The sequence below is a fragment of the Escherichia sp. MAL-1 genome (assembly GCF_052948035.1).
The window spans coordinates 1689507-1713179 of sequence record NZ_CM129609.1; the positions used below are offsets into that span (position 1 = coordinate 1689507).

20 protein-coding genes and 2 pseudogenes are annotated in these 23673 nt (G+C 50.5%); 10 read left to right on the top strand and 12 right to left on the bottom strand.

Annotated features, from left to right (window positions below; all coding sequences use genetic code 11):
• Position 1 precedes the first annotated feature (1 nt).
• The 4 genes from ACU8XX_RS08170 to ACU8XX_RS08185 all read right to left on the bottom strand — a co-directional run bounded on the left by ACU8XX_RS08170 (position 2) and on the right by ACU8XX_RS08185 (position 5574).
• Positions 2 to 1027 (bottom strand): ABC transporter permease, encoded by a 1026-nt coding sequence (locus ACU8XX_RS08170; protein WP_000088916.1) that lies wholly within the window; start codon positions 1025 to 1027, stop codon positions 2 to 4.
• Positions 1027 to 2121, bottom strand: a complete 1095-nt coding sequence (locus ACU8XX_RS08175) for a microcin C ABC transporter permease YejB (RefSeq protein ID WP_000501604.1) — start codon at positions 2119 to 2121, stop codon at positions 1027 to 1029. The genes ACU8XX_RS08170 and ACU8XX_RS08175 overlap by 1 nt, the downstream gene beginning before the upstream one ends.
• Positions 2122 to 3936, bottom strand: coding sequence for an extracellular solute-binding protein (locus tag ACU8XX_RS08180; RefSeq protein WP_000637034.1), 1815 nt, complete (start codon positions 3934 to 3936; stop codon positions 2122 to 2124). It abuts the gene before it with no gap.
• 81 nt (positions 3937 to 4017) lie between these two features.
• The gene (locus tag ACU8XX_RS08185) at positions 4018 to 5574 is read right to left on the bottom strand and encodes a cyclic di-GMP phosphodiesterase (protein WP_000470560.1); all 1557 of its coding nucleotides are present in this window, start codon (positions 5572 to 5574) and stop codon (positions 4018 to 4020) included.
• 132 nt (positions 5575 to 5706) lie between these two features.
• Between ACU8XX_RS08185 and ACU8XX_RS08190 the strand changes: the two genes are divergently transcribed.
• A protein-coding gene (locus ACU8XX_RS08190) for an IS1-like element IS1A family transposase (RefSeq protein WP_103215986.1) occupies positions 5707 to 6404 on the top strand; the annotation gives its coding sequence in 2 pieces (ribosomal slippage) (positions 5707 to 5956 and positions 5956 to 6404; 699 coding nt in all).
• Between the two features lie 127 nt (positions 6405 to 6531).
• Here ACU8XX_RS08190 and mepS read toward each other — a convergent pair.
• The 4 genes and pseudogenes from mepS to ACU8XX_RS08210 all read right to left on the bottom strand — a co-directional run.
• Positions 6532 to 7098 carry a bifunctional murein DD-endopeptidase/murein LD-carboxypeptidase gene (mepS, locus tag ACU8XX_RS08195; protein WP_000241011.1) on the bottom strand — a complete coding sequence of 189 codons (567 nt, stop codon included), beginning with the start codon at positions 7096 to 7098 and terminating at the stop codon, positions 6532 to 6534.
• A gap of 411 nt (positions 7099 to 7509) precedes the next feature.
• Positions 7510 to 8223 (bottom strand): Kdo(2)-lipid A phosphotransferase, encoded by a 714-nt coding sequence (lpxT, locus tag ACU8XX_RS08200; protein ID WP_089640287.1) that lies wholly within the window; start codon positions 8221 to 8223, stop codon positions 7510 to 7512.
• Between the two features lie 38 nt (positions 8224 to 8261).
• Positions 8262 to 9248 (bottom strand): zinc-binding GTPase YeiR, encoded by a 987-nt coding sequence (yeiR, locus tag ACU8XX_RS08205; protein WP_000198822.1) that lies wholly within the window; start codon positions 9246 to 9248, stop codon positions 8262 to 8264.
• 117 nt (positions 9249 to 9365) lie between these two features.
• Positions 9366 to 10523, bottom strand: a pseudogene (locus ACU8XX_RS08210) (mannitol dehydrogenase family protein); the annotation flags it as partial.
• Positions 10524 to 10580: 57 nt separating this feature from the next.
• On the opposite strand from ACU8XX_RS08210, the gene ACU8XX_RS08215 reads away from it, so the two are divergent.
• Positions 10581 to 11278 (top strand): IS1-like element IS1A family transposase gene (locus ACU8XX_RS08215; RefSeq protein WP_103215986.1). Its coding sequence is split into 2 segments (ribosomal slippage): positions 10581 to 10830 and positions 10830 to 11278, totalling 699 coding nucleotides; the frame shifts between segments, so codons are not numbered across the junction.
• Positions 11279 to 11293: 15 nt separating this feature from the next.
• On the opposite strand, the pseudogene ACU8XX_RS08220 reads toward ACU8XX_RS08215, so the two are convergent.
• Positions 11294 to 11608 (bottom strand): annotated as a pseudogene (locus tag ACU8XX_RS08220) (mannitol dehydrogenase family protein); the annotation flags it as partial.
• Positions 11609 to 11830: 222 nt separating this feature from the next.
• On the bottom strand, positions 11831 to 12403 hold the full coding sequence (gene yeiP, locus ACU8XX_RS08225; RefSeq protein ID WP_001136827.1) for an elongation factor P-like protein YeiP: 573 nt from the start codon (positions 12401 to 12403) through the stop codon (positions 11831 to 11833).
• Between the two features lie 154 nt (positions 12404 to 12557).
• On the opposite strand from yeiP, the gene ACU8XX_RS08230 reads away from it, so the two are divergent.
• Positions 12558 to 12812, top strand: a complete 255-nt coding sequence (locus ACU8XX_RS08230; RefSeq protein ID WP_001446648.1) for a YkgJ family cysteine cluster protein — start codon at positions 12558 to 12560, stop codon at positions 12810 to 12812.
• Here ACU8XX_RS08230 and setB read toward each other — a convergent pair.
• Positions 12809 to 13990, bottom strand: coding sequence for a sugar efflux transporter SetB (gene setB / locus ACU8XX_RS08235; protein ID WP_112034023.1), 1182 nt, complete (start codon positions 13988 to 13990; stop codon positions 12809 to 12811). The genes ACU8XX_RS08230 and setB overlap by 4 nt on opposite strands.
• A 367-nt stretch (positions 13991 to 14357) precedes the next feature.
• Here setB and fruB point away from each other — a divergent pair, with 367 nt between their 5' ends.
• From fruB to ACU8XX_RS08265, 6 genes are all read left to right on the top strand, one after another.
• Entirely contained in the window at positions 14358 to 15488 is a 1131-nt protein-coding gene (gene fruB, locus ACU8XX_RS08240) for a fused PTS fructose transporter subunit IIA/HPr protein (protein WP_000487232.1), read from the top strand.
• Entirely contained in the window at positions 15488 to 16426 is a 939-nt protein-coding gene (gene fruK, locus ACU8XX_RS08245) for a 1-phosphofructokinase (protein WP_000091263.1), read from the top strand. The genes fruB and fruK overlap by 1 nt, the downstream gene beginning before the upstream one ends.
• Positions 16427 to 16442: 16 nt before the next feature.
• The gene (gene fruA, locus ACU8XX_RS08250) at positions 16443 to 18134 is read left to right on the top strand and encodes a PTS fructose transporter subunit IIBC (RefSeq protein ID WP_000854465.1); all 1692 of its coding nucleotides are present in this window, start codon (positions 16443 to 16445) and stop codon (positions 18132 to 18134) included.
• 456 nt (positions 18135 to 18590) lie between these two features.
• On the top strand, positions 18591 to 19532 hold the full coding sequence (locus tag ACU8XX_RS08255; protein ID WP_001207098.1) for a pseudouridine kinase: 942 nt from the start codon (positions 18591 to 18593) through the stop codon (positions 19530 to 19532).
• Positions 19520 to 20458, top strand: coding sequence for a pseudouridine-5'-phosphate glycosidase (gene psuG, locus ACU8XX_RS08260; protein ID WP_001293147.1), 939 nt, complete (start codon positions 19520 to 19522; stop codon positions 20456 to 20458). The genes ACU8XX_RS08255 and psuG overlap by 13 nt, the downstream gene beginning before the upstream one ends.
• 93 nt (positions 20459 to 20551) lie before the next feature.
• The gene (locus tag ACU8XX_RS08265; RefSeq protein ID WP_014641002.1) at positions 20552 to 21802 is read left to right on the top strand and encodes a NupC/NupG family nucleoside CNT transporter; all 1251 of its coding nucleotides are present in this window, start codon (positions 20552 to 20554) and stop codon (positions 21800 to 21802) included.
• A gap of 67 nt (positions 21803 to 21869) precedes the next feature.
• On the opposite strand, the gene ACU8XX_RS08270 is transcribed toward ACU8XX_RS08265, so the two are convergent.
• A complete protein-coding gene (locus ACU8XX_RS08270; protein WP_000658603.1) occupies positions 21870 to 22568 on the bottom strand; it encodes a transcriptional regulator YeiL in 699 nt (232 codons plus the stop codon).
• Between the two features lie 129 nt (positions 22569 to 22697).
• Between ACU8XX_RS08270 and rihB the strand changes: the two genes are divergently transcribed.
• Complete coding sequence (gene rihB, locus ACU8XX_RS08275; protein ID WP_000415455.1) at positions 22698 to 23639, top strand: ribosylpyrimidine nucleosidase; 942 nt, start codon at positions 22698 to 22700, stop codon at positions 23637 to 23639.
• The last annotated feature ends 34 nt before the right edge of the window (positions 23640 to 23673 follow it).

Consider the following 23673-nt stretch of genomic DNA (forward strand, 5'->3'; position numbering starts at 1 on the left):
GCTACACCGCCTTATTAGGATCAAATGCGTCGCGGACGGCTTCACCAATAAAGATCAGCAAAGACAATAATATCGCCACCGACAAGAAGGCGGTGATCCCAAGCCACGGGGCCTGAAGGTTATTTTTCCCTTGTAACAGCAGTTCACCGAGTGACGGTGAACCGAGCGGTAGACCGAAGCCGAGGAAATCGAGCGAGGTCAGGGTGGTTATCGAACTACATAAAATAAACGGTAAAAAGGTGAGGGTCGCGACCATGGCATTAGGCAACATATGACGCAGGATGATACTGCGATCGCTGACGCCAAGCGCCTGTGCCGCACGAATGTAGTCGAAATTACGAGTACGTAAAAACTCCGCCCGCACCACGCCGACCAGACTCATCCAGCCAAACAAGACAGTAATTGCCAGCAGCCACCAGAAGTTAGGCTGTACGACGCTGGAAAGTAAAATAATCAAAAACAGCGTCGGCATCCCCGACCATACTTCAATAAAGCGTTGTCCCCAGAGATCGACTTTACCGCCGTAATAGCCTTGTAGCGCCCCCGCCAGCACGCCCATCACGCTGGAACAGAGAGTCAGCATCAGGCCAAACAGAACCGAGATCCGCGTGCCATAGAGAATGCGTGCCAGCACATCGCCGCCGTTGGCATCCGTTCCCAGCCAGTTTTGCCGGGAGGGTGGAGAAGGGAAGGGCTTATCGGTAGCAAAGTTGATACTGGTAGCACCAAAGCGAATCGGTGCCCACAGTACCCAGCCGTTATTTTCCAGCCGTTGTTTCAGCCACGGGTCCTGATAATCAGCCTGACTTGCCAGCGGGCCGCCAAAATCGCTTTCGCTGTAGTTTTTCAATAACGGGAAATACCAACTGCCGTCATAACGCACCAGCAACGGTTTATCGTTGGCGATAAGTTCAGAACACAAACTCAAACCAAACAAGACGAGGAAAATCCATAACGACCAGTAGCCGCGACGGTTATGACGAAAACGCGCCCAACGGGCCTGATTGACGGGGCTGAGTCGCGACATTAACGTCCCTCAAAATCAATACGCGGATCAACCAGCGTATAGCTGATATCACTGACAATATTCAGCAGCAGGCCAATCAGGGTGAAAATATACAAGGTACCAAACATTACAGGATAATCGCGCGAGACGGTCGCTTCGTAGCCCAGTAAGCCCAGACCATTGAGTGAAAACATCACCTCAATCAGCAGCGAGCCGGTAAAAAACATGCTGATAAACGTCGCCGGAAAACCGGCAATCACCAGCAGCATGGCGTTGCGGAACACATGTTTCCAGAGAATATTTTTTTCACTTACCCCTTTCGCACGCGCGGTCACCACGTATTGCTTGCGCACTTCATCAAGGAATGAGTTTTTTGTCAGCATGGTCAGCGCCGCAAAGCCACCAATCACTGTCGCCAGCACCGGCAGCGTGATATGCCACAGATAATCGGTGATTTTCTGATACCACGGCAGCGAATCAAAGTTAGCGGAAACCAGGCCGCGTAGAGGGAACAGGTCGAAATAGCTGCCGCCCGCGAAGAAGACAATCAGCAGGATGGCAAACAAAAAGGCCGGAATGGCGTAGCCGATGATGATAAATGCGCTACTCCAGACGTCAAAGCGGCTCCCATTATAAACAGCTTTGCGAATGCCTAACGGAATCGACACCAGATAGATAATCAGCGTGCTCCACAATCCGAGGGTGATGGAAACCGGCAGACTGTCTTTAATCAGCGTCAGCACCGAGGCGCTGCGAAACAGGCTATCGCCAAAATCAAAGCGGATGTAGTCCCAGAGCATTTTGAAGTAACGTTCGTGGATCGGCTTATCAAAACCGTAGCGATGAGTGATCTCAGCGATCACTTCTGGATCTAATCCGCGTCCGCCACGGTAATTACTGTCGCTGATATTGCCGACACCCGTTTGCGCATGGCTGGCACGAACACCTTCACCGCCTGCGCCGGGTAATACTCCGGCATTACCAAACTCAATGGCGGCGATGGCCTGGTCGACCGGACCGCCAGGCGCAATTTGCACGATGAAAAAGTTGATGGTGATAATCGCCCATAATGTTGGGATCACCAGCAACAGACGGCGAATCAGGTAAGCGCCCATCTACTCTCCCTGTTTGCTGGCGGACGGCAGTTTGGCCGCTTTATTGACGTCATACCACCAGGTATCGATACCGAGGCTATAGATGGGGCGCACGGCCGGCTGGGAGAATTTATCCCACCAGGCGAGACGGTCTTCCGCCATGTACCACATTGGCAGCATGTAATAATTCCACGTTAATACGCGATCCAGTGCTCGCCCCAACGGCAGTAATTTTTCTTTATTTCCCTGCGCGGCAATAATTTGGTTGATCAGCGAGTCGATAACCGGGCTTTGCACGCCGGGGGCATTATAAGTGGAATTGATATATTCCGATGACCAGGAAATCTGTAAATCGGAACTGGGCCACGGCATCGCCCGCCATACGCGCGGCATCATGTCATAGTCGCGACTGCGCATGCGGTTAGTGATTTGCGAGTTATCCACCTTGCGAATGTCCATGTTGATACCCAGCCGTTGCAGGCTGTGCTGGAACGGCAATACCCACTGACTATTGCTGCTTGCGGGAAGCAATAATTCAAAGCTGAGTGGCTGACCCGTTGTGGCATTAACGCGTTGCTGACCCTTCAGCACCCAGCCCGCTTCGTTGAGAAGTTTGTCGGCTTTTAACAGGTTGTCACGATCGTAGCCATCGCCTTTGGATACCGGCGGCTGGTAGATTTGTGTGAAGACTTCTGACGGTAGATCTTTTTTCATTGGTGCCAGAAGCACCAGCTCCGCGGCGTCGGGGTAATTTCTGGCCGCGTATTCGGTATTCTGAAAATAACTGTTCGTGCGACTCCAGGCATTGTAAAACAACGCCTTGTTCATCCATTCAAAGTCAAAGGCGAGAGTGATAGCTTCCCGGACCCGGCGATCGCTGAATACCGGACGTTGGATATTAAACGCCAGCCAACGCGTATCCTGGGCTGATTCGTTCTTTTGCTCATCTTTGATGATGTATTTTTTATCGAAATTTTTACCGGTATAACGCGTGGCCCAGTTTTTGGCGTCGTTTTCCATACGCAAATCAAAGGCACCTGCTTTAAACGCTTCAAAGGCGACATTATCATCGAGGTAATAATCGTAGCGAATGGTGTCGAAATTCCAGCGTCCACGGTTTACCGGTAAGTTTGCTGCCCAGTAATCTTTCACACGGGAATAGACAATATTTTGCCCCATTTTCCAGGACGTAACGCGGTACGGACCACTGGCAAGCGGAGGCGTGGCGAGCGGGTCGCTAAGTTTGTGATCCTTCCAGTACTTTTCTGGAAATACCGGCAGCGAAAACAGACTCAGCATATCTTCTTTGCCGGGTTTAGCTAACTCAATGCGCACGGTTAACGGTGCAATGGCTTTGACGGTGGTGCCTTTGTAGACCAGACGAAATTGCGGCACGCCTTCGGTCATAAATTTTTGAAAAGTAAACTCTACATCGCGGGCAGTAATGGGCGAACCATCATGAAAACGGGCGCGCGGATTAATAGCGACCTCCACCCAGGAATAATCGTCAGCATAGCGTGCACTTTCAGCAATCAGCGGGTAATAACTGCCTGGTTCGTCATCGGAAGTCGTAAATAGCGTGTCGTACAACTGCTCGGTGCGTGCGCCCGGGTTGCCGCGCAGTGCATAGCGGTTGAAATTATCGAAGGTGCCGAGGGCTGACAACGTTATCTGCCCACCTTTTGGCGCGGCGGGGTTCACATAATCAAAATGGTTGAAATTAAATGCGTACCGGGGTTCGCCCAGCACGGCAAAGGCATAGCTTTCCTTGATAGCCTGCGCCTGCGCACCGAAGGTGAACAGGGCGATAAACAGCAGCAGTATGCGCACAATCATCTGCAACGGATTTCCTTTTACTCATCATTAGCCGCAATCCGGCATGCTTTCACTATGAATAATAAGGGACGTAAGCACACCTTACCACTGCGGCGTATACGGTTTCTTCAGCCAGCGAACAAAATCGTCCAGCGGTAACGGGCGACTAATCCAGTAGCCTTGCATGAAATTAACGCCGCGTTCGCTTAGCCATCGCGCCTGTTCCGGCGTTTCGACCCCTTCAGCAACCGTCAGCATATTGAGGCGTTTCGCCAGCGTCAGCACCGCGTCAAGTACGGGTGAAGTGATCGTTTCCGTACCGATGGCGTTGATAAATCCACGGTCAATTTTCAGATAATCGAGCGTAAAACGCTCAAGATAGATAAGCGCGCTGTGCCCGGTGCCGAAGTCATCAATAGCAATTTCTACGCCGACCGAGTGCAGCCAGGCGAAGAGTTGTGTGGCTTCTTGCTCTTTCAACATATCGCGCTCGGTAATTTCCAGCACAATCTGGAAATGGTGTGCGGGCAGGGAAGTGAGCAGTTTCTGGATATCTGCTTTAAAGCTTTCGCTGTGCAGATGGTCCGGCGCAATGTTAATACCAAATTTGACGCCTACCGGCAGCACTTTTTCTAATTCTGCGGCATCGCGGGCAATTAACTCAAACAGGTGCTGAGTCAGCGGCACAATCATCTTTTGCGATTCGGCAAAGTTAATGAAGGCATCCGGGGGAATTTCTCCCGCGACAGGATGCCGCCAGCGTAGCAGTACTTCCAGGCCCGTTACTCGCAAAGCTTGTGTATCCACCACCGGTTGATACGCCACGTAAAATTGTTCGCGCTTGATGGCGGTCATGATTTCTCTGCCGGGGCGCATACGTACGCTCATCAGGTAATAGCAGAGCAGGCCAACGACAGTTCCACTCATGCCGCCCAGTAAAAATGCGTACCACACATCGTTCCATGTCCAGTCATCTGCATAAAGCCGAACGGTCAGAGGAATGCCCGCAATTTTAGTTTCACGGACTGGCATGTCGGTTAATTCGTTAACGTTCATCAAACGTGAAGAAAAGGTAGATAGCGCAGTATTGCCAATAATGAGGGCGACGCCATCGTAATCTTCCTGCCGTGAACTATAAAAGAGTGAAGGCGTCAGGTTGAGATTCAGAGCGGCAAAGACGCCGCTATTTTTCAGCAAAGGGTTGCGATACCAGATGACGATTGCGGGTTTGTTCGGCACCATCGGCGTGCCGGGTAAGATCGCCATATCGACGTTTTTATTAATGTCGAGCGCCGGAATCAATTCATTGAGTGGAATGTCCATCTCACCGGTCGCAGATGAACAGAATGTTTTTTTATCTTTCACCAGCACAAACGTTCGGACATTCATGCTAAACGCTGCGCGGGCGGTCAGTTCGGGGTTAGCTTGCTGGCAGGTATCTAAGGTCAGCGGCTGGAGCCGGTCAGTAGTGGATTTCAGGTCGGCAAAATAGGTATCGAGATACTTTTGTACGTCGGTAATCAGTGTGTCGTATTTGACTTCGTGCTTATGCCAGGCCACTAAAAACTGAAGGCAACTCACCAGTATCGCAATCATTACGCCTGCAACAATGCAGGTAAGCAGGAGCTTACGTCCAAAATTGGGAGCGCGTATGAACATGATTCCGTTAATTTCCTGAAATTACGACAACATTTAAAAGATAACAATGACCGGACTATAGCCTGGATCAAGACGCGGGTGATGCTGCCAACTTACTGATTTAGTGTATGATGGTGTTTTTGAGGTGCTCCAGTGGCTTCTGTTTCTATCAGCTGTCCCTCCTGTTCAGCTACTGACGGGGTGGTGCGTAACGGCAAAAGCACCGCCGGACATCAGCGCTATCTCTGCTCTCACTGCCGTAAAACATGGCAACTGCAGTTCACTTACACCGCTTCTCAACCCGGTACGCACCAGAAAATCATTGATATGGCCATGAATGGCGTTGGATGCCGGGCAACAGCCCGCATTATGGGCGTTGGCCTCAACACGATTTTACGTCACTTAAAAAACTCAGGCCGCAGTCGGTAACCTCGCGCATACAGCCGGGCAGTGACGTCATCGTCTGCGCGGAAATGGACGAACAGTGGGGCTATGTCGGGGCTAAATCGCGCCAGCGCTGGCTGTTTTACGCGTATGACAGGCTCCGGAAGACGGTTGTTGCGCACGTATTCGGTGAACGCACTATGGCGACGCTGGGGCGTCTTATGAGCCTGCTGTCACCCTTTGACGTGGTGATATGGATGACGGATGGCTGGCCGCTGTATGAATCCCGCCTGAAGGGAAAGCTGCACGTAATCAGCAAGCGATATACGCAGCGAATTGAGCGGCATAACCTGAATCTGAGGCAGCACCTGGCACGGCTGGGACGGAAGTCGCTGTCGTTCTCAAAATCGGTGGAGCTGCATGACAAAGTCATCGGGCATTATCTGAACATAAAACACTATCAATAAGTTGGAGTCATTACCCAAGACGCGGAAACATCATTTTCTCTAATGAATGAAAACAAAAAAGCACTGCCTAAGCAGTGCTTTCAGTTAACTCGTCAGGATAGCCAAGGGATTGCATCCAAACGGTTTATTAGCTGCGGCTGAGAACCCGGCGTGCTTCGTTGTAACGCTTCTTCCAGTACGGTTCATTCATGCTGGAAATAATAACACCACTGCTGGTGGAAGCATGGACAAACTGATTGTTGCCGATATAAATACCGACATGGCGTCCCGTTGAACCGGCACGGAACAGAACTAAATCACCCGTACGCAAATTACTGCGGGAAACAGATTTACCCATTTCCTGCTGTTCGTAAGTCGAACGCGGAAGTTCTAAGCCAAATTGCTCACGGAATGTACGCTGTACGAAACCAGAACAATCGATACCTTTTTTAGTGCTGCCGCCCAGACGATAACGTACGCCTTTCCAGTCAGCATACTGATCCATAATTCGCGATTTTACGTCGACATTACGAACCAGGTTTTCAAATTCATCCTGAGAAGCTTGCAGTGATGATGTTTCACTACCCACTGCACGTGTCTCAGGATGCATATTCTTTGCGGTGTTATTTGCACTACATGCAGAAAGCAGAACCGCTACTGCAATCGCGGGAATCCCGCGCAAGATATATCTCAAAATCGGTTGAGATTTGACCATGTTGTTTGTTTTCCCTTGAAGTCCTTAACGACAAATATCGTTATAAAAAAATGCCAAGCGACACGAGACTAATTACCTGGGCATGTTGAAACAATTCCTTAAGGCCAAATCTGTGGACTAACGCACAAAATTATATGCTGTGAGGATAATCTACCGCCGAGGCAAAACGAGTTCGAGATTACCCGATTGATGCGGTCTTGGCGAGCGGTTTTGCATGATTTTTTATAAGAAAAAGTGATACAGAAAGTTAATAAGCGGGATTGGTCAATTAAAGTACGATTGAGTGAAACGCATGCAATCCATTCATTTACTTAGAGAATGATTTTTGCGCGCGATGGATGAAAGCACGGTGCGCATCATCAGGATTATCCTCACTATAAAAATAAGCCTGATGATGTTAATTACTGTGAGTTATTTGTTTTGGAAATGTTTGTTTTTTCCCGGTAGTGATTTGTCAAAAAAGGTGATTAATCGATCACTTAATGGCGTCAGCAACACCCAGGGCAAACCGATCAATATCACGGTCATCGAACCGACAATGATGTCAGTAAACCAGTGTGCGCCAATCATTACTCTGGGAAATGCAAAAACCACAAAAATAATAAGGGCGATAAGGCCTGCAACTTTGCCGAAATAACGCCACATGAATGCCGAAAAAATAAGCAGCATCATGCCGTGATCGCCGGGAAAGCTATCTCGTGAGGCATCTTTCGTGGGAACAGAGAGCAGTTCGCTGACGCGGTTAATATCGGTAAAAGTCAATGTTGGGCTGGCCCGTTTTACAGGAATTAATGCCTGACCCAGCTGGTTTAATACCACTGCAGTTAATAGCATGACCAGACCCATAATCACGATACGTCGTCTGCCAGGGGCGTTTTCTTTCAGCCAGAAACCCAGCATCAACATTCCCATCGCCAGCAGAGAACAACCGTCGAAAGCGCGATTGTTGGTCAATGCAACCAGCCACAAAAAGCCCTTACTTTCGACCAGTTTCTGATTAAAGAAATAAAAAATATCCGCATCAATCGGCAACCAGAATCCATGATTAACGGGAATATACCAGGAAAGAAACAGCGCGAGGCCGACAATATTCAACAACACTATTTGCGGCAAATTTTTAATCATATTTTCTCTAATTATCTTACTGAAAAACGCAGGCAACCTTACGCGGTAGTCGCTAAACGAAGCTTCAACAGCGCGCTCTGTAAGGCATTCCAGTCAGCTTCGCTGCTGGAAATCAGCTCAATACGGCTGTCCGGTGGCGCAACGTTTTGCGTTTCAATGTGCAGGTCATCGCCCTGACGGTTGATTCGTACCAGCCCTTCGGGAATACGCAGCACGCCTTTGACGCGTTCCACCGGTGCAAGTCGCGCCCATTCCAGAATGCCAATGGTGTCGAATACCGTATCAGCGTCGAATATCCAGCCGCAGGCCTGATATCCTTGCCCGCTGTTCAGACTGCGACGCCAGCGTTGATGCTCTGGCAGGCTTAACGCTGCTAACCCTTTTTTCACGACATGCTGATGAGAATGCGCGGCGCTGGCGGGCAACTCGGCTAAATTGCGACGCGGCAAATCCAGAAGATGACCGTCAACTTTCCCATGCTCACTGTGAATTAATTGTCGATCGCCACCATTTTGCTGCCACCAACGCTGTAGCGCTTGCTCACTTTCGGGCGTCGCACGGTCGGATTTATTGGCGACAATGATGTCTGCGGCAGCCAGCTGGTCACGGAAGTTTTCATTGCTGGCGCTTTTTTCGTCCAGCAGCAGGCGTGGATCGAGAATGCACAAGGTGGCGCGCAGATCTATCCACGGTTCATAGACTGGTGCGGTTAACAGATCGAGGATCTGTTTCGGATGGCCCAGCCCGGTCGGCTCTATCAACAAGCGGTCTGGTTTTCCCTGACGCAGTAAGGTATTCAACCCTACCTGCATGGGTAAACCATTAACGCAGCACATGCAGCCGCCGGGGATCTCTTTCAGCAATGCGCCGCTATCGGCGAGCAAAGCACCATCAATTCCGACTTCCCCAAATTCATTAACCAGTACCGCCCATTTTTCGTTGGGATCTTTATGGGCTAACAGATGAAGAATCGACGTGGTTTTCCCGCTGCCGAGAAAACCGGTGATGAGGTTGGTCCTGGTCACAACGGCTCCGCAATACTCTGGTAAGTTAACTGAGCGTTAATCCTGGCTAAAAAAGGCAGAAAAGAGAAGGGGAGAGCGGACGAAGGTGAGCTTCATCCGCTTTAACCGCAGAAATCGTTAAATTTTGAGGGTGTTTAATAGCGCCTGATGTGCGCCGAATTGTACGATTTGTTGCCAGGCTTGTTCGATGGCCTGCACAAAATGCGGGTTATCTGGCAGATCATCACCGAAAACTTCACGCAGGGAAAGCAGGGCGGTTACGCGTTGTTCACTGCTGCTGCCCGCAACAAGTTCGCGAATTTTATCGCTAAGCGGATCGCGAACATCAATGGCATTTCCGGCATCATCAACGCCGCTGACGTAACGCATCCAGCCTGCAACGCCTAATGCCAGCAACGACCAGTCCGTTTCGCGCCCCTGATGTATGCGAATACCTGCCAGCATGCGTTGCGGTAATTTCTGGCTGCCATCCATCGCGATTTGCCAGGTCTTATGTTTCAGCGCCGGATTAGCAAAACGTGCAATTAACTTATCCGCATATTGTGTTAAATCGACATCTTTAATTTGCAGTGTCGGCGCTTGCTCATCCAGCATTAATGTTCTGGCGGCATGGCGAAATGCGCGATCCTGCATGCAATCACTGATATGGGCGAATCCTGAGAGGTAACCCAGATAAGCGAGAAAAGAGTGGCTGCCATTAAGCATCCGCAGTTTCATCTCTTCCCATGGCAGGACATCATTCACCATTTGTACACCTGCGACTTCCCAGGCAGGACGCCCAGCGACGAAGTTATCTTCCACCACCCACTGGATAAACGGTTCGCAGCTAATCGCGCAGGGATCATTCACCCCCAGATGCTGGCTGATTTCCACCAGTGATTCGTCGGTTGCAGCCGGAACAATGCGGTCGACCATGGTTCCCGGAAAACTGACGTGCTCTTTTATCCACCCGGCGAGTTCTGGCGAACGTTTTTCTGCCATTCCCAGCACCGCGTTTTTCACCACATGACCATTGTCGGGAATATTGTCGCAGGAGAGCACGGTAAACGGTGTAAGGCCGCGCTCACGGCGGCGTTTCAGTGCTTCGACGAGAATACCCGGTGCGGAGTGAGGTTCTTCAGGGGTTTGTAGATCGTGAATAATCCGCGGATTACTGGTGTCGAGTGCACCGGTGGCCGGGTCAATACAATAGCCTTTTTCGGTAATCGTCAGGGAAACAATTGCCACCTGTGGCTCGCAAAATTTCTCAATAATTGCCGCTAAGGAATCCAGTTTTGGGTGATGCTGCCAACTTACTGATTTAGTGTATGATGGTGTTTTTGAGGTGCTCCAGTGGCTTCTGTTTCTATCAGCTGTCCCTCCTGTTCAGCTACTGACGGGGTGGTGCGTAACGGCAAAAGCACCGCCGGACATCAGCGCTATCTCTGCTCTCACTGCCGTAAAACATGGCAACTGCAGTTCACTTACACCGCTTCTCAACCCGGTACGCACCAGAAAATCATTGATATGGCCATGAATGGCGTTGGATGCCGGGCAACAGCCCGCATTATGGGCGTTGGCCTCAACACGATTTTACGTCACTTAAAAAACTCAGGCCGCAGTCGGTAACCTCGCGCATACAGCCGGGCAGTGACGTCATCGTCTGCGCGGAAATGGACGAACAGTGGGGCTATGTCGGGGCTAAATCGCGCCAGCGCTGGCTGTTTTACGCGTATGACAGGCTCCGGAAGACGGTTGTTGCGCACGTATTCGGTGAACGCACTATGGCGACGCTGGGGCGTCTTATGAGCCTGCTGTCACCCTTTGACGTGGTGATATGGATGACGGATGGCTGGCCGCTGTATGAATCCCGCCTGAAGGGAAAGCTGCACGTAATCAGCAAGCGATATACGCAGCGAATTGAGCGGCATAACCTGAATCTGAGGCAGCACCTGGCACGGCTGGGACGGAAGTCGCTGTCGTTCTCAAAATCGGTGGAGCTGCATGACAAAGTCATCGGGCATTATCTGAACATAAAACACTATCAATAAGTTGGAGTCATTACCCAGTTTTGCATTAAGGCATTCGTGAACGGCACCGACAATTATCACCTGATTGCCGTCCGCACCTTTCTCCAGCACGGTATATAAATGGTTCTGTGCGCGGAGCTGGCTCATCAGTTGATCACCGCTGAACAAGCTGATTTCACAGATCCCCCAGTCGCCGCCCTGGGCATTCAGCACACGATCGGTCAGTAACGCCTGATGAGCGCGGTGAAAGGCGCCAAAGCCAAAATGAACGATACGTGATTGCAACTGCTGGCGATCGTAGCGTGGAGCGTGTACATGATGCGGGAGCGTAACGGAGGCAATTGTCTTCATAGGAGTCACGTCTTAGTAACGATAAATTAACAATGACAGTGTAAAGTTATATGACAGCAATTGAAATTGGTCTGGATTGTTAAAGCGATGAAGTGTGAGGGCGATCAATCAACGAGTGAAAATTGAGGGCGTAAGGTGTTCAGGAAGCGCAAAATAGAAGATTGGTATAATAAATTAAAAAAGGGACAGCCTGAGCTATCCCTTTTCTGCATGCGGCTGAAGTTAGTCAGCACGCCCCATATAACGGCGTTCTTCGATATGGATACGAATTTTTTCGCCCGGGCTTAAGTATTCTGGTACCTGAATCACCAGACCAGTGCTCAATGTCGCCGGTTTGTTACGGGCGCTGGCAGATGCCCCTTTGATGCCTGGTGCGGTTTCAACGATTTCCAGATCAACGGTCTGCGGCAGCTCAAGCGCCAGCAGTTGACCGTCCCAGGTCAGCACCTGCATGTCCGGCATGCCGCCCTCTGGCATAAACAGCAACTCTTCTTCAATCTGATCTTTGGTGAAGGTATACGGGGTATAGTCTTCTTTATCCATAAAGACATATTCGTTGCCATCGACATAGGAGAAGTCAACGTAACGGCGGGTCAGCGTCACGGTGTCAACGATATCATCACCTTTGAAACGCTCTTCTACTTTCAGCCCGGTACGGACATCAGAAAAACGCATTTTGTACAGCGTAGCGGCACCGCGGGCAGTGGGCGACTGAATATCAATATCCTTAACCAGCAGCAGTTTGCCGTTGTAATTCAGTACCATACCTTTTTTAATTTCGTTCGCTCTTGGCATCGAAAAATTCCTGTAGTCGAAAATGTCAAAAATATCGCGACAAAGTACTCGCGACGGGCCTTTCGGGCAAGTGGTATTCGCACTTTTGCTGGTGCAAAAAAGGTGGTACTGTGCGCGCTCATCAATCCGGTGGTTAACCTTAAGAGAACAACGTATGGAATGCCGTCCGGGTTGCGGGGCGTGTTGCACTGCCCCTTCAATTTCCAGCCCTATTCCCGGTATGCCAGATGGCAAGCCCGCCAATACGCCCTGCATTCAGCTTGATGAACAGCAACGCTGTAAAATTTTCACCTCGCCACTGCGACCGAAAGTCTGTGCAGGCTTACAAGCCAGTGCTGAAATGTGCGGTAACTCGCGTCAGCAGGCCATGACCTGGCTTATCGATCTGGAAATCCTGACCGCGCCTTAAACATCTTTAATCCGCAGTAAGCAAAACAGAGTGGCGATAATCATCACCATCGCAAACCAGAACACAGCGTGATAATTCCAGATCTCGGCGATGATGCCCGCCACTGATCCTGCGATGATCCAGCCCACGCGCGACGTGTTGGTATAGAGCGTGGTGGCTGAACCTGCCTGACCGGGCATCAAATCCTGAAAATAGAGCATCCCGATGCCACCCAGAATGCCAATAAAAATAGCATTTAGCAGCTGCAAGCCCAACAGAATGACAGGTGAATGCGCCATCAGCATTCCTGCGTAAAAACAGACGCCACCCACGGCAGCAACGCGCATTAAGAAACGCTTACCCAGACGTTTGGCGAAATATCCGGCAATCAACATGGTCGGGATTTCCAGCCCGGCGGCGGTCCCCATCATCACACCGGCCAGTTTCTCGGGAAGATGCAGTTCGTTGATAATAAATAGCGGCATGTTGATGATGTACAGGCTGTTCGAGCCCCACATCAATGTACAAATGACAAACAGCAGCAGCGTATCGCGACGGTTACGGCGCGGCGCTTCAATCGTGCCGGTCGCCAGCGGAAGCTCTTTTTGCATCGACGGTAAAAACAGCCACACCATCACGCCGCAAACAATAAACGCTACCGCTGCGCTCAGATACATTACCGTAAAGCTGAAACCCATCGCTAAGGCATAAGCCAGCGGTGGACCAATGACCCATGCCAGTGAAACCTGAGCGCGTAAAAAAGAACTGAACATCACCGCCTCACGTCCGGTTTTGTCGGCATGTTCACGGGCAAGGGCAAACATTTGCGGGTTAGCGGTCGAGCCAAAGCTGCTAAGAAAGACGCCAACGAATAGCAAAACAAAGTAGTTGCGATTCCAGGCAAAAAGGGTGCAGGCCAGCACGCCTAACAGGCAGCAAAAGACAATCAGCGATTTGCGATCGCCGCGCTTATCAGAGCGCCCGGCGAGAAACTGACTTACCAGAATCCCAATGACAGCGCTGCCGGTAAAGAAGAATCCCACCATCGCCGGACGGGCATGTACTTCATCGGTAAGAAAAATACTGAGTGTCGGGGTTTGCAGAGCGCCCGCAATACCGGTGAGAAAGGCAACGATTAAAAACGCCGTCGAGGTCAGGTCAAACGATTTCGCGCTGGAGACTGCGGGGGAGTTATGCATGCTGGTCGATCACTGGAAGAGGAAGACGCGGAGTTTACGCTGCTTGTCAGAAAATAAACAGACAGCGAAATCAAAAGCGCCACGAATAATCAAAATGCCATTTCACTGTTGCTGATTGGCTGCTGACGCTGCTGAAATGAAATTGCTGATAACGGATTTTCCCATCAGCAATTAGGAAAAATGGCAAAAAATTGTGCAGCACATCAAACTTTTGCTCATAACTTTACGGCTTTCCTTGCGTGCTGAAACAGAAGTATTATGCTTTCTTGAAACGTTTCAGCGCGATCTTGTCTTTAACCCTAAGCCAGGTTGGCGCTTTTTTTCTCATAGAGGCTGAATCGTTTCAATTCAGCAAGAGAGGAGAACTATGTTCCAGTTATCCGTACAGGACATCCATCCGGGCGAAAAGGCCGGAGACAAAGAAGAGGCGATTCGCCAGGTCGCTGCGGCGCTGGTGCATGCCGGTAATGTAGCAGAAGGCTACGTCAATGGCATGCTGGCGCGCGAGCAGCAAACCTCAACGTTCCTCGGCAATGGTATTGCTATTCCACACGGCACCACCGACACCCGCGATCAGGTGCTGAAAACGGGCGTTCAGGTATTTCAGTTCCCGGAAGGCGTCACCTGGGGTGACGGTCAGGTAGCGTACGTGGCGATCGGTATTGCTGCCAGCTCGGATGAACATCTGGGCCTGCTACGCCAGCTGACCCACGTACTGAGCGATGATTCCGTTGCTGAACAACTGAAGTCAGCAACAACAGCAGAAGAACTTCGCGCATTGCTGATGGGCGAAAAGCAGAGTGAGCAGCTGAAGCTCGACAACGAAATGCTGACGCTGGATATCGTCGCCAGCGATCTGCTGACTCTTCAGGCGCTGAACGCTGCGCGTCTGAAAGAGGCGGGGGCAGTTGACGCCACTTTCGTCACCAAAGCCATCAATGAACAACCGCTGAACCTCGGACAGGGTATCTGGCTGAGCGATAGCGCCGAAGGCAATCTGCGTAGCGCGATTGCGGTAAGCCGTGCGGCAAATGCTTTTGATGTGGACGGCGAAACGGCAGCCATGCTGGTGAGTGTGGCGATGAATGACGATCAGCCCCTCGCGGTTCTTAAGCGTCTCGCTGATTTGTTGCTCGACAATAAAGCTGACCGCTTGCTGAAAGCGGATGCGGCAACGTTGCTGGCGCTGCTGACCAGCGATGATGCGCCGACCGACGACGTGTTAAGCGCGGAGTTTGTGGTGCGCAATGAACACGGCCTGCATGCTCGTCCAGGTACCATGCTGGTCAATACCATTAAACAATTTAACAGTGATATTACCGTGACAAACCTTGATGGCACCGGCAAACCGGCAAACGGACGTAGTCTGATGAAAGTTGTGGCACTTGGCGTTAAGAAAGGTCATCGCCTACGCTTTACCGCCCAGGGTGCAGATGCTGAACAGGCGCTGAAAGCAATCGGCGACGCTATCGCTGCTGGTCTTGGGGAGGGCGCATAATGAGCAGACGTGTTGCTACTATCACCCTTAATCCGGCTTATGACCTTGTTGGTTTCTGCCCGGAAATTGAACGCGGCGAAGTGAACCTGGTGAAAACCACCGGTCTGCATGCGGCGGGTAAAGGCATCAACGTGGCCAAAGTATTAAAAGACCTGGGAATTGATGTCACCGTTGGCGGCTTCCTCGGTAAAGACAATCAGGATGGTTTTCAGCAACTGTTCAGCGAGCTGGGCATTGCCAACCGTTTCCAGGTTGTACAGGGGCGCACTCGAATTAACGTTAAGCTGACGGAAAAAGACGGCGAAGTGACCGACTTCAACTTCTCGGGTTTTGAAGTCACCCCCGCCGACTGGGAACGCTTTGTGACTGATTCTCTGAGCTGGCTCGGTCAGTTCGATATGGTCTGTGTCAGCGGAAGCTTACCGTCAGGCGTCAGCCCGGAAGCGTTCACCGACTGGATGACTCGCCTGCGTAGTCAGTGTCCTTGCATTATCTTTGATAGTAGCCGTGAAGCGTTAGTAGCAGGTTTGAAAGCGGCACCGTGGCTGGTGAAACCTAACCGCCGCGAGCTGGAAATCTGGGCAGGCCGTAAACTGCCTGAAATGAAAGATGTGATTGAAGCTGCGCATGCGCTGCGTGAACAAGGTATCGCGCATGTTGTTATTTCACTGGGTGCCGAAGGCGCGCTTTGGGTTAATGCCTCCGGCGAATGGATCGCCAAACCACCGTCAGTCGATGTCGTAAGCACCGTTGGCGCAGGGGATTCTATGGTTGGTGGCCTGATTTATGGCTTGCTGATGCGTGAATCCAGTGAACACACACTGCGTCTGGCGACAGCTGTTGCAGCCCTGGCGGTAAGTCAAAGCAATGTGGGTATTACCGATCGTCCGCAGTTGGCCGCAATGATGGCGCGCGTCGACTTACAACCTTTTAACTGACAGCAGGAGAGGCATAATGAAAACGCTGCTGATTATTGACGCTAATCTCGGTCAGGCACGCGCCTATATGGCGAAGACCCTGCTGGGCGCGGCGGCGCGAAAAGCAAAACTGGAAATCATCGACAATCCGAACGACGCTGAAATGGCGATTGTTCTCGGTGATTCCATCCCGAATGACAGCGCGCTGAACGGTAAAAATGTCTGGCTGGGTGATATTTCCCGGGCAGTTGCGCACCCTGAGCTGTTCCTGAGTGAAGCCAAAGGCCATGCGAAACCTTACACTGCGCCGGTCACTGCGACAGCACCGGTTGCCGCCAGCGGTCCGAAACGCGTAGTTGCGGTGACTGCTTGCCCGACTGGCGTAGCACACACCTTTATGGCGGCTGAAGCCATTGAAACCGAAGCGAAAAAACGTGGCTGGTGGGTGAAAGTTGAAACCCGTGGTTCTGTTGGCGCGGGTAATGCAATCACTCCCGAAGAAGTCGCAGCAGCGGATCTGGTGATTGTGGCGGCAGATATCGAAGTGGATCTGGCGAAATTTGCTGGTAAACCGATGTATCGCACCTCTACCGGTCTGGCGCTGAAGAAAACCGCGCAGGAACTGGATAAAGCGGTTGCTGAAGCAACGCCGTATGAACCGGCGGGCAAAGCTCAAACGGCGACCACTGAAGGTAAGAAAGAGAGTGCAGGCGCTTATCGTCACTTGCTAACGGGCGTCTCTTACATGCTGCCGATGGTCGTTGCTGGTGGTCTGTGTATCGCGCTTTCTTTTGCTTTTGGTATCGAAGCGTTTAAAGAGCCGGCTACGTTGGCAGCGGCGCTGATGCAGATTGGTGGTGGTTCAGCCTTTGCGCTGATGGTGCCGGTACTGGCAGGTTATATTGCCTTTTCCATTGCCGATCGTCCGGGCCTCACGCCGGGTCTGATTGGCGGTATGCTGGCGGTCAGCACCGGTTCTGGCTTCATTGGTGGTATTATTGCGGGCTTCCTGGCTGGTTACATTGCGAAGTTAATCAGTACGCAATTGAAACTGCCACAGAGTATGGAGGCGCTGAAACCGATCCTGATCATTCCGCTAATTTCCAGTCTGGTGGTCGGTCTGGCGATGATCTACCTGATCGGTAAACCGGTTGCTGGCATTCTCGAAGGGCTGACTCACTGGCTGCAGACCATGGGGACTGCGAATGCGGTTCTGCTGGGGGCGATCCTCGGTGGCATGATGTGTACTGACATGGGCGGTCCGGTAAACAAAGCAGCGTACGCATTCGGTGTGGGTCTGCTGAGTACTCAAACCTATGGCCCGATGGCGGCGATTATGGCGGCAGGTATGGTGCCACCGCTGGCAATGGGTCTGGCAACAATGGTGGCGCGTCGCAAATTCGACAAAGCGCAGCAGGAAGGTGGCAAAGCCGCTCTGGTATTGGGACTGTGCTTCATTTCGGAAGGTGCAATTCCGTTTGCTGCTCGTGATCCGATGCGTGTGCTGCCGTGCTGTATCGTGGGTGGGGCGCTGACTGGCGCAATCTCAATGGCGATTGGTGCGAAACTGATGGCACCGCACGGTGGTCTGTTTGTTCTGCTGATCCCTGGCGCGATTACGCCGGTATTGGGTTACCTGGTAGCAATTATTGCCGGTACGCTGGTGGCGGGTTTGGCCTATGCCTTCCTGAAACGTCCGGAAACACAAATAGTAGAAAAAAACGCATAATTTATCTTCATTATCGGGGATGAGACATCTCTGCCCCGATGATGACAAACGCAAAATTGCCTGATGCTCTATGCTTATCAGACCTACATGAACCCTGCAATATATTGAATTTTTGCGCTTTTGTAGGTCGGATAAGGCGTTTACGCCACATCCAGGATGAACAAAGCGCGCGTTGTCAACAATCTGGAGGGCAGAAACATCTCTGCCCTTTTTCTTGCCTGCCATATTGTGTGTTACACATCACAACTTTCTCTTTTGTTGCTGCATAAATAGACAAACTTTGTGACCGCCTTCATATCTGGCCGATTTCGTTTTTTCTGATCGATTTACATTACGTTAAATATGCTTATTATGAACATGTGTTTAAATATGAACATGTGCTCTAATAGTCTTATTGACTGTAATGACTATTTTACCCAATTTCTTCGTTGGCAATTTATTGCCAGGGGGCGTGCTATGCGCGAAAAGGACTACATAGTAATTATTGGTTCGGCGAATATTGATGTGGCTGGGTATTCACATCATCCATTGAATTATGCGGATTCGAATCCCGGAAAAATTAAATTTACCCCAGGTGGCGTGGGAAGGAATATCGCTCATAATCTGGCGTTACTGGGGAAAAATGCCTGGCTTTTAAGTGCAGTAGGTGGTGATTTTTATGGGCAATCATTACTGGCGCAAACTAATCAATCCGGTGTTTATGTCGATAAATGCTTAATTGTTCCGGGTGAGAATACATCCAGCTATTTATCACTGCTCGATAATACAGGAGAAATGCTTGTCGCGATAAATGATATGAGTATTAGTGACTGTATTTCTGCAGAATTTCTTGCCCAGCATCAGGAGTTTATTCGCGGTGCAAAGGTTATTGTCGCGGATTGCAACCTTAGTGAAGAGGCGCTGGTCTGGGTTCTGGAAAATAGCGGGGAAACGCCTGTATTTATTGATCCGGTATCGGCATGGAAATGCGTCAAAATCCGCGATCATCTGAGCAAAATCCATACGTTAAAACCTAACCGTCTTGAAGCCGAAACGTTGAGCGGAATTGCACTTTCCGGACGTGAAGATGTCGCAAAGGTCGCCGCCTGGTTTCATCAACACGGCCTGAACCGCCTGGTGCTGAGCATGGGAGGGGATGGCGTTTACTACAGTGATATCAACGGTGAAAGTGGGTGGTCGGCCCCTATTAAAACGAATGTCATCAATGTTACTGGGGCAGGCGACGCCATGATGGCGGGGCTGGCCTCCTGTTGGGTAGACGGTATGCCGTTTATCGATTCTGTTCGATTTGCGCAGGGATGTTCGTCAATGGCACTTGCCTGTGAATATACCAATAACCCTGAATTATCAATTGCCAATGTTACATCGTTAGTGGAGAACACAGAATGTCTGAATTAACTCTGTCCCCTGAATTATTACAAATATCCGCTGAAGTACAGGATGCTTTAAAAAATAAAAAACCGGTTGTTGCGCTGGAATCGACCATAATTTCTCACGGAATGCCATTCCCACAAAATGCCCAAACCGCAATTGAAGTAGAAGAAACAATTCGTAAACAGGGCGCAGTACCAGCCACTATCGCCATTATTGGCGGTGTGATGAAAGTGGGCTTAAGTAAAGAAGAAATCGAATTGCTGGGTCGTGAAGGGCATAACGTGACCAAAGTTAGTCGTCGCGATTTACCTTTTGTTGTTGCCGCCGGAAAAAATGGCGCAACCACTGTAGCTTCAACGATGATTATTGCGGCGCTTGCCGGAATTAAAGTATTTGCCACCGGGGGAATTGGTGGTGTGCATCGCGGGGCGGAACATACCTTCGATATTTCTGCCGATTTGCAAGAACTGGCAAATACTAATGTCACCGTTGTTTGTGCCGGGGCGAAATCTATTCTCGATTTAGGATTAACCACTGAGTATTTAGAAACCTTCGGTGTGCCGTTAATTGGCTATCAGACTAAAGCGCTGCCTGCGTTTTTCTGCCGTACCAGCCCGTTTGACGTCAGCATTCGTCTCGACAGCGCCAGTGAAATTGCCCGTGCAATGGCGGTGAAATGGCAAAGCGGGCTGAACGGTGGCCTCGTGGTAGCGAACCCGATCCCGGAACAGTTTGCGATGCCAGAACACACTATCAATGCGGCGATCGATCAGGCGGTAGCTGAAGCTGAAGCGCAGGGTGTTATTGGTAAAGAAAGTACGCCATTCCTGCTGGCGCGTGTTGCGGAGCTAACCGGCGGTGATAGCCTGAAATCCAATATTCAACTGGTCTTTAATAACGCCATTCTGGCGAGCGAAATTGCCAAAGAATATCAGCGTCTCGTGGGTTAATTTCTGGCGGGCAGAAAGCCGTCGCCCGTACTCATCAAACATACCAAAACCTGGCGCTGACGCCGGGTTTACTGGCATGAAGGGAAAATCATTATGGATATAATGAGAAGTGTTGTGGGGATGGTGGTATTGCTGGCAATTGCCTTTGTGTTGTCGGTAAATAAAAAGAGCATCAGCTTGCGCACGGTTGGCGCTGCGCTGCTGCTGCAAATTGCCATTGGTGGCATCATGCTCTATTTTCCCCCGGGAAAATGGGCAGTAGAGCAGGCGGCATTGGGCGTCCATAAAGTGATGTCCTACAGTGACGCAGGAAGTGCCTTTATTTTTGGTTCGCTGGTCGGTCCCAAAATGGATGTTCTGTTTGACGGTGCGGGCTTTATCTTCGCCTTTCGCGTACTCCCGGCGATTATTTTCGTTACTGCGCTCATCAGTCTGCTGTACTACATTGGCGTGATGGGGCTGCTGATTCGCATCCTTGGCAGCATTTTCCAGAAAGCTCTTAACATCAGCAAAATCGAATCTTTTGTCGCAGTCACAACTATTTTCCTCGGGCAAAATGAGATCCCGGCGATCGTTAAACCGTTTATCGATCGCATGAATCGCAACGAGTTGTTTACCGCAATTTGTAGCGGGATGGCGTCCATTGCTGGTTCGATGATGATTGGTTATGCCGGAATGGGCGTACCAATTGACTACCTGTTAGCGGCATCGCTGATGGCGATCCCAGGTGGTATTTTGTTTGCACGTATTCTTAGCCCGGCCACCGAGCCTTCGCAGGTCACATTTGAAAATCTGTCGTTCAGCGAAACGCCGCCAAAAAGCTTTATCGAAGCGGCGGCGAGCGGTGCGATGACCGGGCTGAAAATCGCCGCTGGTGTAGCGACGGTGGTAATGGCGTTTGTCGCAATTATTGCGCTGATCAACGGCATTATTGGTGGAGTTGGCGGCTGGTTTGGTTTTGCCAATGCCTCTCTGGAAAGTATTTTTGGCTATGTGCTGGCACCGCTGGCGTGGATCATGGGTGTGGACTGGAGTGATGCCAACCTTGCGGGTAGCCTGATTGGGCAGAAACTGGCGATTAACGAATTCGTCGCTTACCTGAGTTTCTCCCCATACCTGCAAACGGGCGGCACGCTGGAAGTGAAAACCATTGCGATTATCTCCTTTGCGCTTTGTGGTTTTGCTAACTTTGGTTCTATCGGTGTTGTCGTTGGGGCATTTTCGGCTATTTCGCCAAAACGTGCACCGGAAATCGCTCAGCTTGGTTTACGGGCGCTGGCAGCAGCAACGCTTTCCAACCTGATGAGCGCGACCATTGCCGGGTTCTTTATTGGTTTAGCTTGAGTTTCATTGCCGGATGTACTCGCTTATTAAGCGTTGCATCCGGCAATCGCGCTATTGCAAATAATTTTTACTGCATCATCCCGGAGAATTTATTCTCCGGGTCCATCTCCAGCGCCAGTCCTGACAACTGCTTTCTGTTTTTAATGAGATACCCTTTCTTGCTTTTAATTAATAAACCGTCGTGAATGAATTGCGCGAGAACATATAAAAGATGTCGATAAGAAACGCCTAAATACTCTGCCGCTTGCGTATGCTTTTCGTGATAAAGATCACCTTCTTGTGAGAGTAATATAAATGCTGCCAGGCGATTCACTAACGGAAATGATTGATTCTGAGTTAAAGAAACAATATTACGATAATTTTTATGACTTAAGGTGACGCAAAGTTTTCGTAAAAATAGCGTGTCGTTTAATAACAGCGGGCGGTAATGTTTCATAGAGAGCGCAAGGCACCAACACTCTTCAATAGCCTGCACCGCACGCGGTTCATGGTCTTTGTCGATTAACTCAATCTCACCAATAAAACAGGGGGCGGCAAAGAAATCGATCAGCGACACGCGACCATTAGCTAGCGTGGCGTAAAGCCTGGCGCGGCCTCGCGTCAGGTAAAACAGCCAGGACGGCTGTTGCCCTTCCTGCACAATGTAGTCACGCGCTAAAAAATGAAACAGCCGCGTATCGGCTGAAACATCCGTTGAAAAGCAATCCTTAAACGCGGATTCACTCATCAATTGCTGCTTAAGATCATTATTGTGGATTTCTTTCACGATGTTTATCCGCTATGAGATTTCTCATATTTAGCATACGTACGCTGTTGTTAAGATTCAATCATCGGCCCGGTCGAACTTTCTTTGCTGTAGAAAAAATAACGCAACTGGAAACAGAGGAAATAAACAATGGAAAAGAGAAAAATTATTCTGGATTGTGATCCGGGTCATGATGATGCTATTGCAATGATGATGGCAGCGAAACATCCGGCAATAGATTTATTAGGCATCACTATTGTAGCGGGTAATCAGACGCTTGATAAAACATTAATTAATGGCCTGAATGTTTGCCAGAAACTGGAGATTAATGTTCCGGTTTATGCGGGGATGCCGCAGCCCATTATGCGTCAACAAATCGTTGCCGATAATATTCACGGTGAAACCGGACTGGATGGTCCGGTATTCGAGCCGCTGACCCGCCAGGCAGAAAGTACCCATGCGGTGAAATACATCATTGATACCCTGATGGCAAGCGATGGCGATATCACTCTGGTGCCGGTTGGTCCGCTTTCAAATATCGCGGTGGCAATGCGTATGCAACCCGCGATCCTGCCCAAAATCCGTGAAATTGTGCTAATGGGCGGCGCTTACGGTACAGGCAACTTCACCCCATCTGCTGAGTTCAACATCTTTGCTGACCCGGAGGCCGCACGCGTGGTGTTCACCTCCGGCGTTCCATTAGTGATGATGGGCCTCGATCTTACCAACCAGACCGTTTGCACCCCGGATGTGATTGCTCGGATGGAAAGGGCTGGCGGCCCTGCCGGAGAGCTGTTCAGCGACATCATGAACTTCACTCTCAAAACGCAGTTCGAAAACTACGGCCTGGCTGGCGGCCCGGTGCACGACGCCACCTGCATCGGTTATTTGATTAACCCTGATGGCATTAAAACCCAGGAGATGTACGTCGAAGTGGACGTTAACAGTGGCCCTTGCTATGGGCGTACCGTCTGCGACGAGCTGGGCGTTCTTGGCAAGCCCGCCAATACCAAAGTCGGCATCACTATTGATACCGACTGGTTCTGGGGATTAGTCGAAGAGTGCGTACGTGGCTACATAAAAACCCATTAAGTGTTGATAACAAGCCGGGTCAGTATCGCAAGAT

Coding starts and splice junctions, on each gene's coding strand:
- ACU8XX_RS08170 (WP_000088916.1), bottom strand. CDS start 1,027: ATGTCGCGACTCAGCCCCGTCAATCAGGCCCGTTGGGCGCGTTTTCGT.
- ACU8XX_RS08175 (WP_000501604.1), bottom strand. CDS start 2,121: ATGGGCGCTTACCTGATTCGCCGTCTGTTGCTGGTGATCCCAACATTA.
- ACU8XX_RS08180 (WP_000637034.1), bottom strand. CDS start 3,936: ATGATTGTGCGCATACTGCTGCTGTTTATCGCCCTGTTCACCTTCGGT.
- ACU8XX_RS08185 (WP_000470560.1), bottom strand. CDS start 5,574: ATGTTCATACGCGCTCCCAATTTTGGACGTAAGCTCCTGCTTACCTGC.
- mepS (WP_000241011.1), bottom strand. CDS start 7,098: ATGGTCAAATCTCAACCGATTTTGAGATATATCTTGCGCGGGATTCCC.
- lpxT (WP_089640287.1), bottom strand. CDS start 8,223: ATGATTAAAAATTTGCCGCAAATAGTGTTGTTGAATATTGTCGGCCTC.
- yeiP (WP_001136827.1), bottom strand. CDS start 12,403: ATGCCAAGAGCGAACGAAATTAAAAAAGGTATGGTACTGAATTACAAC.
- ACU8XX_RS08230 (WP_001446648.1), top strand. CDS start 12,558: ATGGAATGCCGTCCGGGTTGCGGGGCGTGTTGCACTGCCCCTTCAATT.
- setB (WP_112034023.1), bottom strand. CDS start 13,990: ATGCATAACTCCCCCGCAGTCTCCAGCGCGAAATCGTTTGACCTGACC.
- fruB (WP_000487232.1), top strand. CDS start 14,358: ATGTTCCAGTTATCCGTACAGGACATCCATCCGGGCGAAAAGGCCGGA.
- fruK (WP_000091263.1), top strand. CDS start 15,488: ATGAGCAGACGTGTTGCTACTATCACCCTTAATCCGGCTTATGACCTT.
- fruA (WP_000854465.1), top strand. CDS start 16,443: ATGAAAACGCTGCTGATTATTGACGCTAATCTCGGTCAGGCACGCGCC.
- ACU8XX_RS08255 (WP_001207098.1), top strand. CDS start 18,591: ATGCGCGAAAAGGACTACATAGTAATTATTGGTTCGGCGAATATTGAT.
- psuG (WP_001293147.1), top strand. CDS start 19,520: ATGTCTGAATTAACTCTGTCCCCTGAATTATTACAAATATCCGCTGAA.
- ACU8XX_RS08265 (WP_014641002.1), top strand. CDS start 20,552: ATGGATATAATGAGAAGTGTTGTGGGGATGGTGGTATTGCTGGCAATT.
- rihB (WP_000415455.1), top strand. CDS start 22,698: ATGGAAAAGAGAAAAATTATTCTGGATTGTGATCCGGGTCATGATGAT.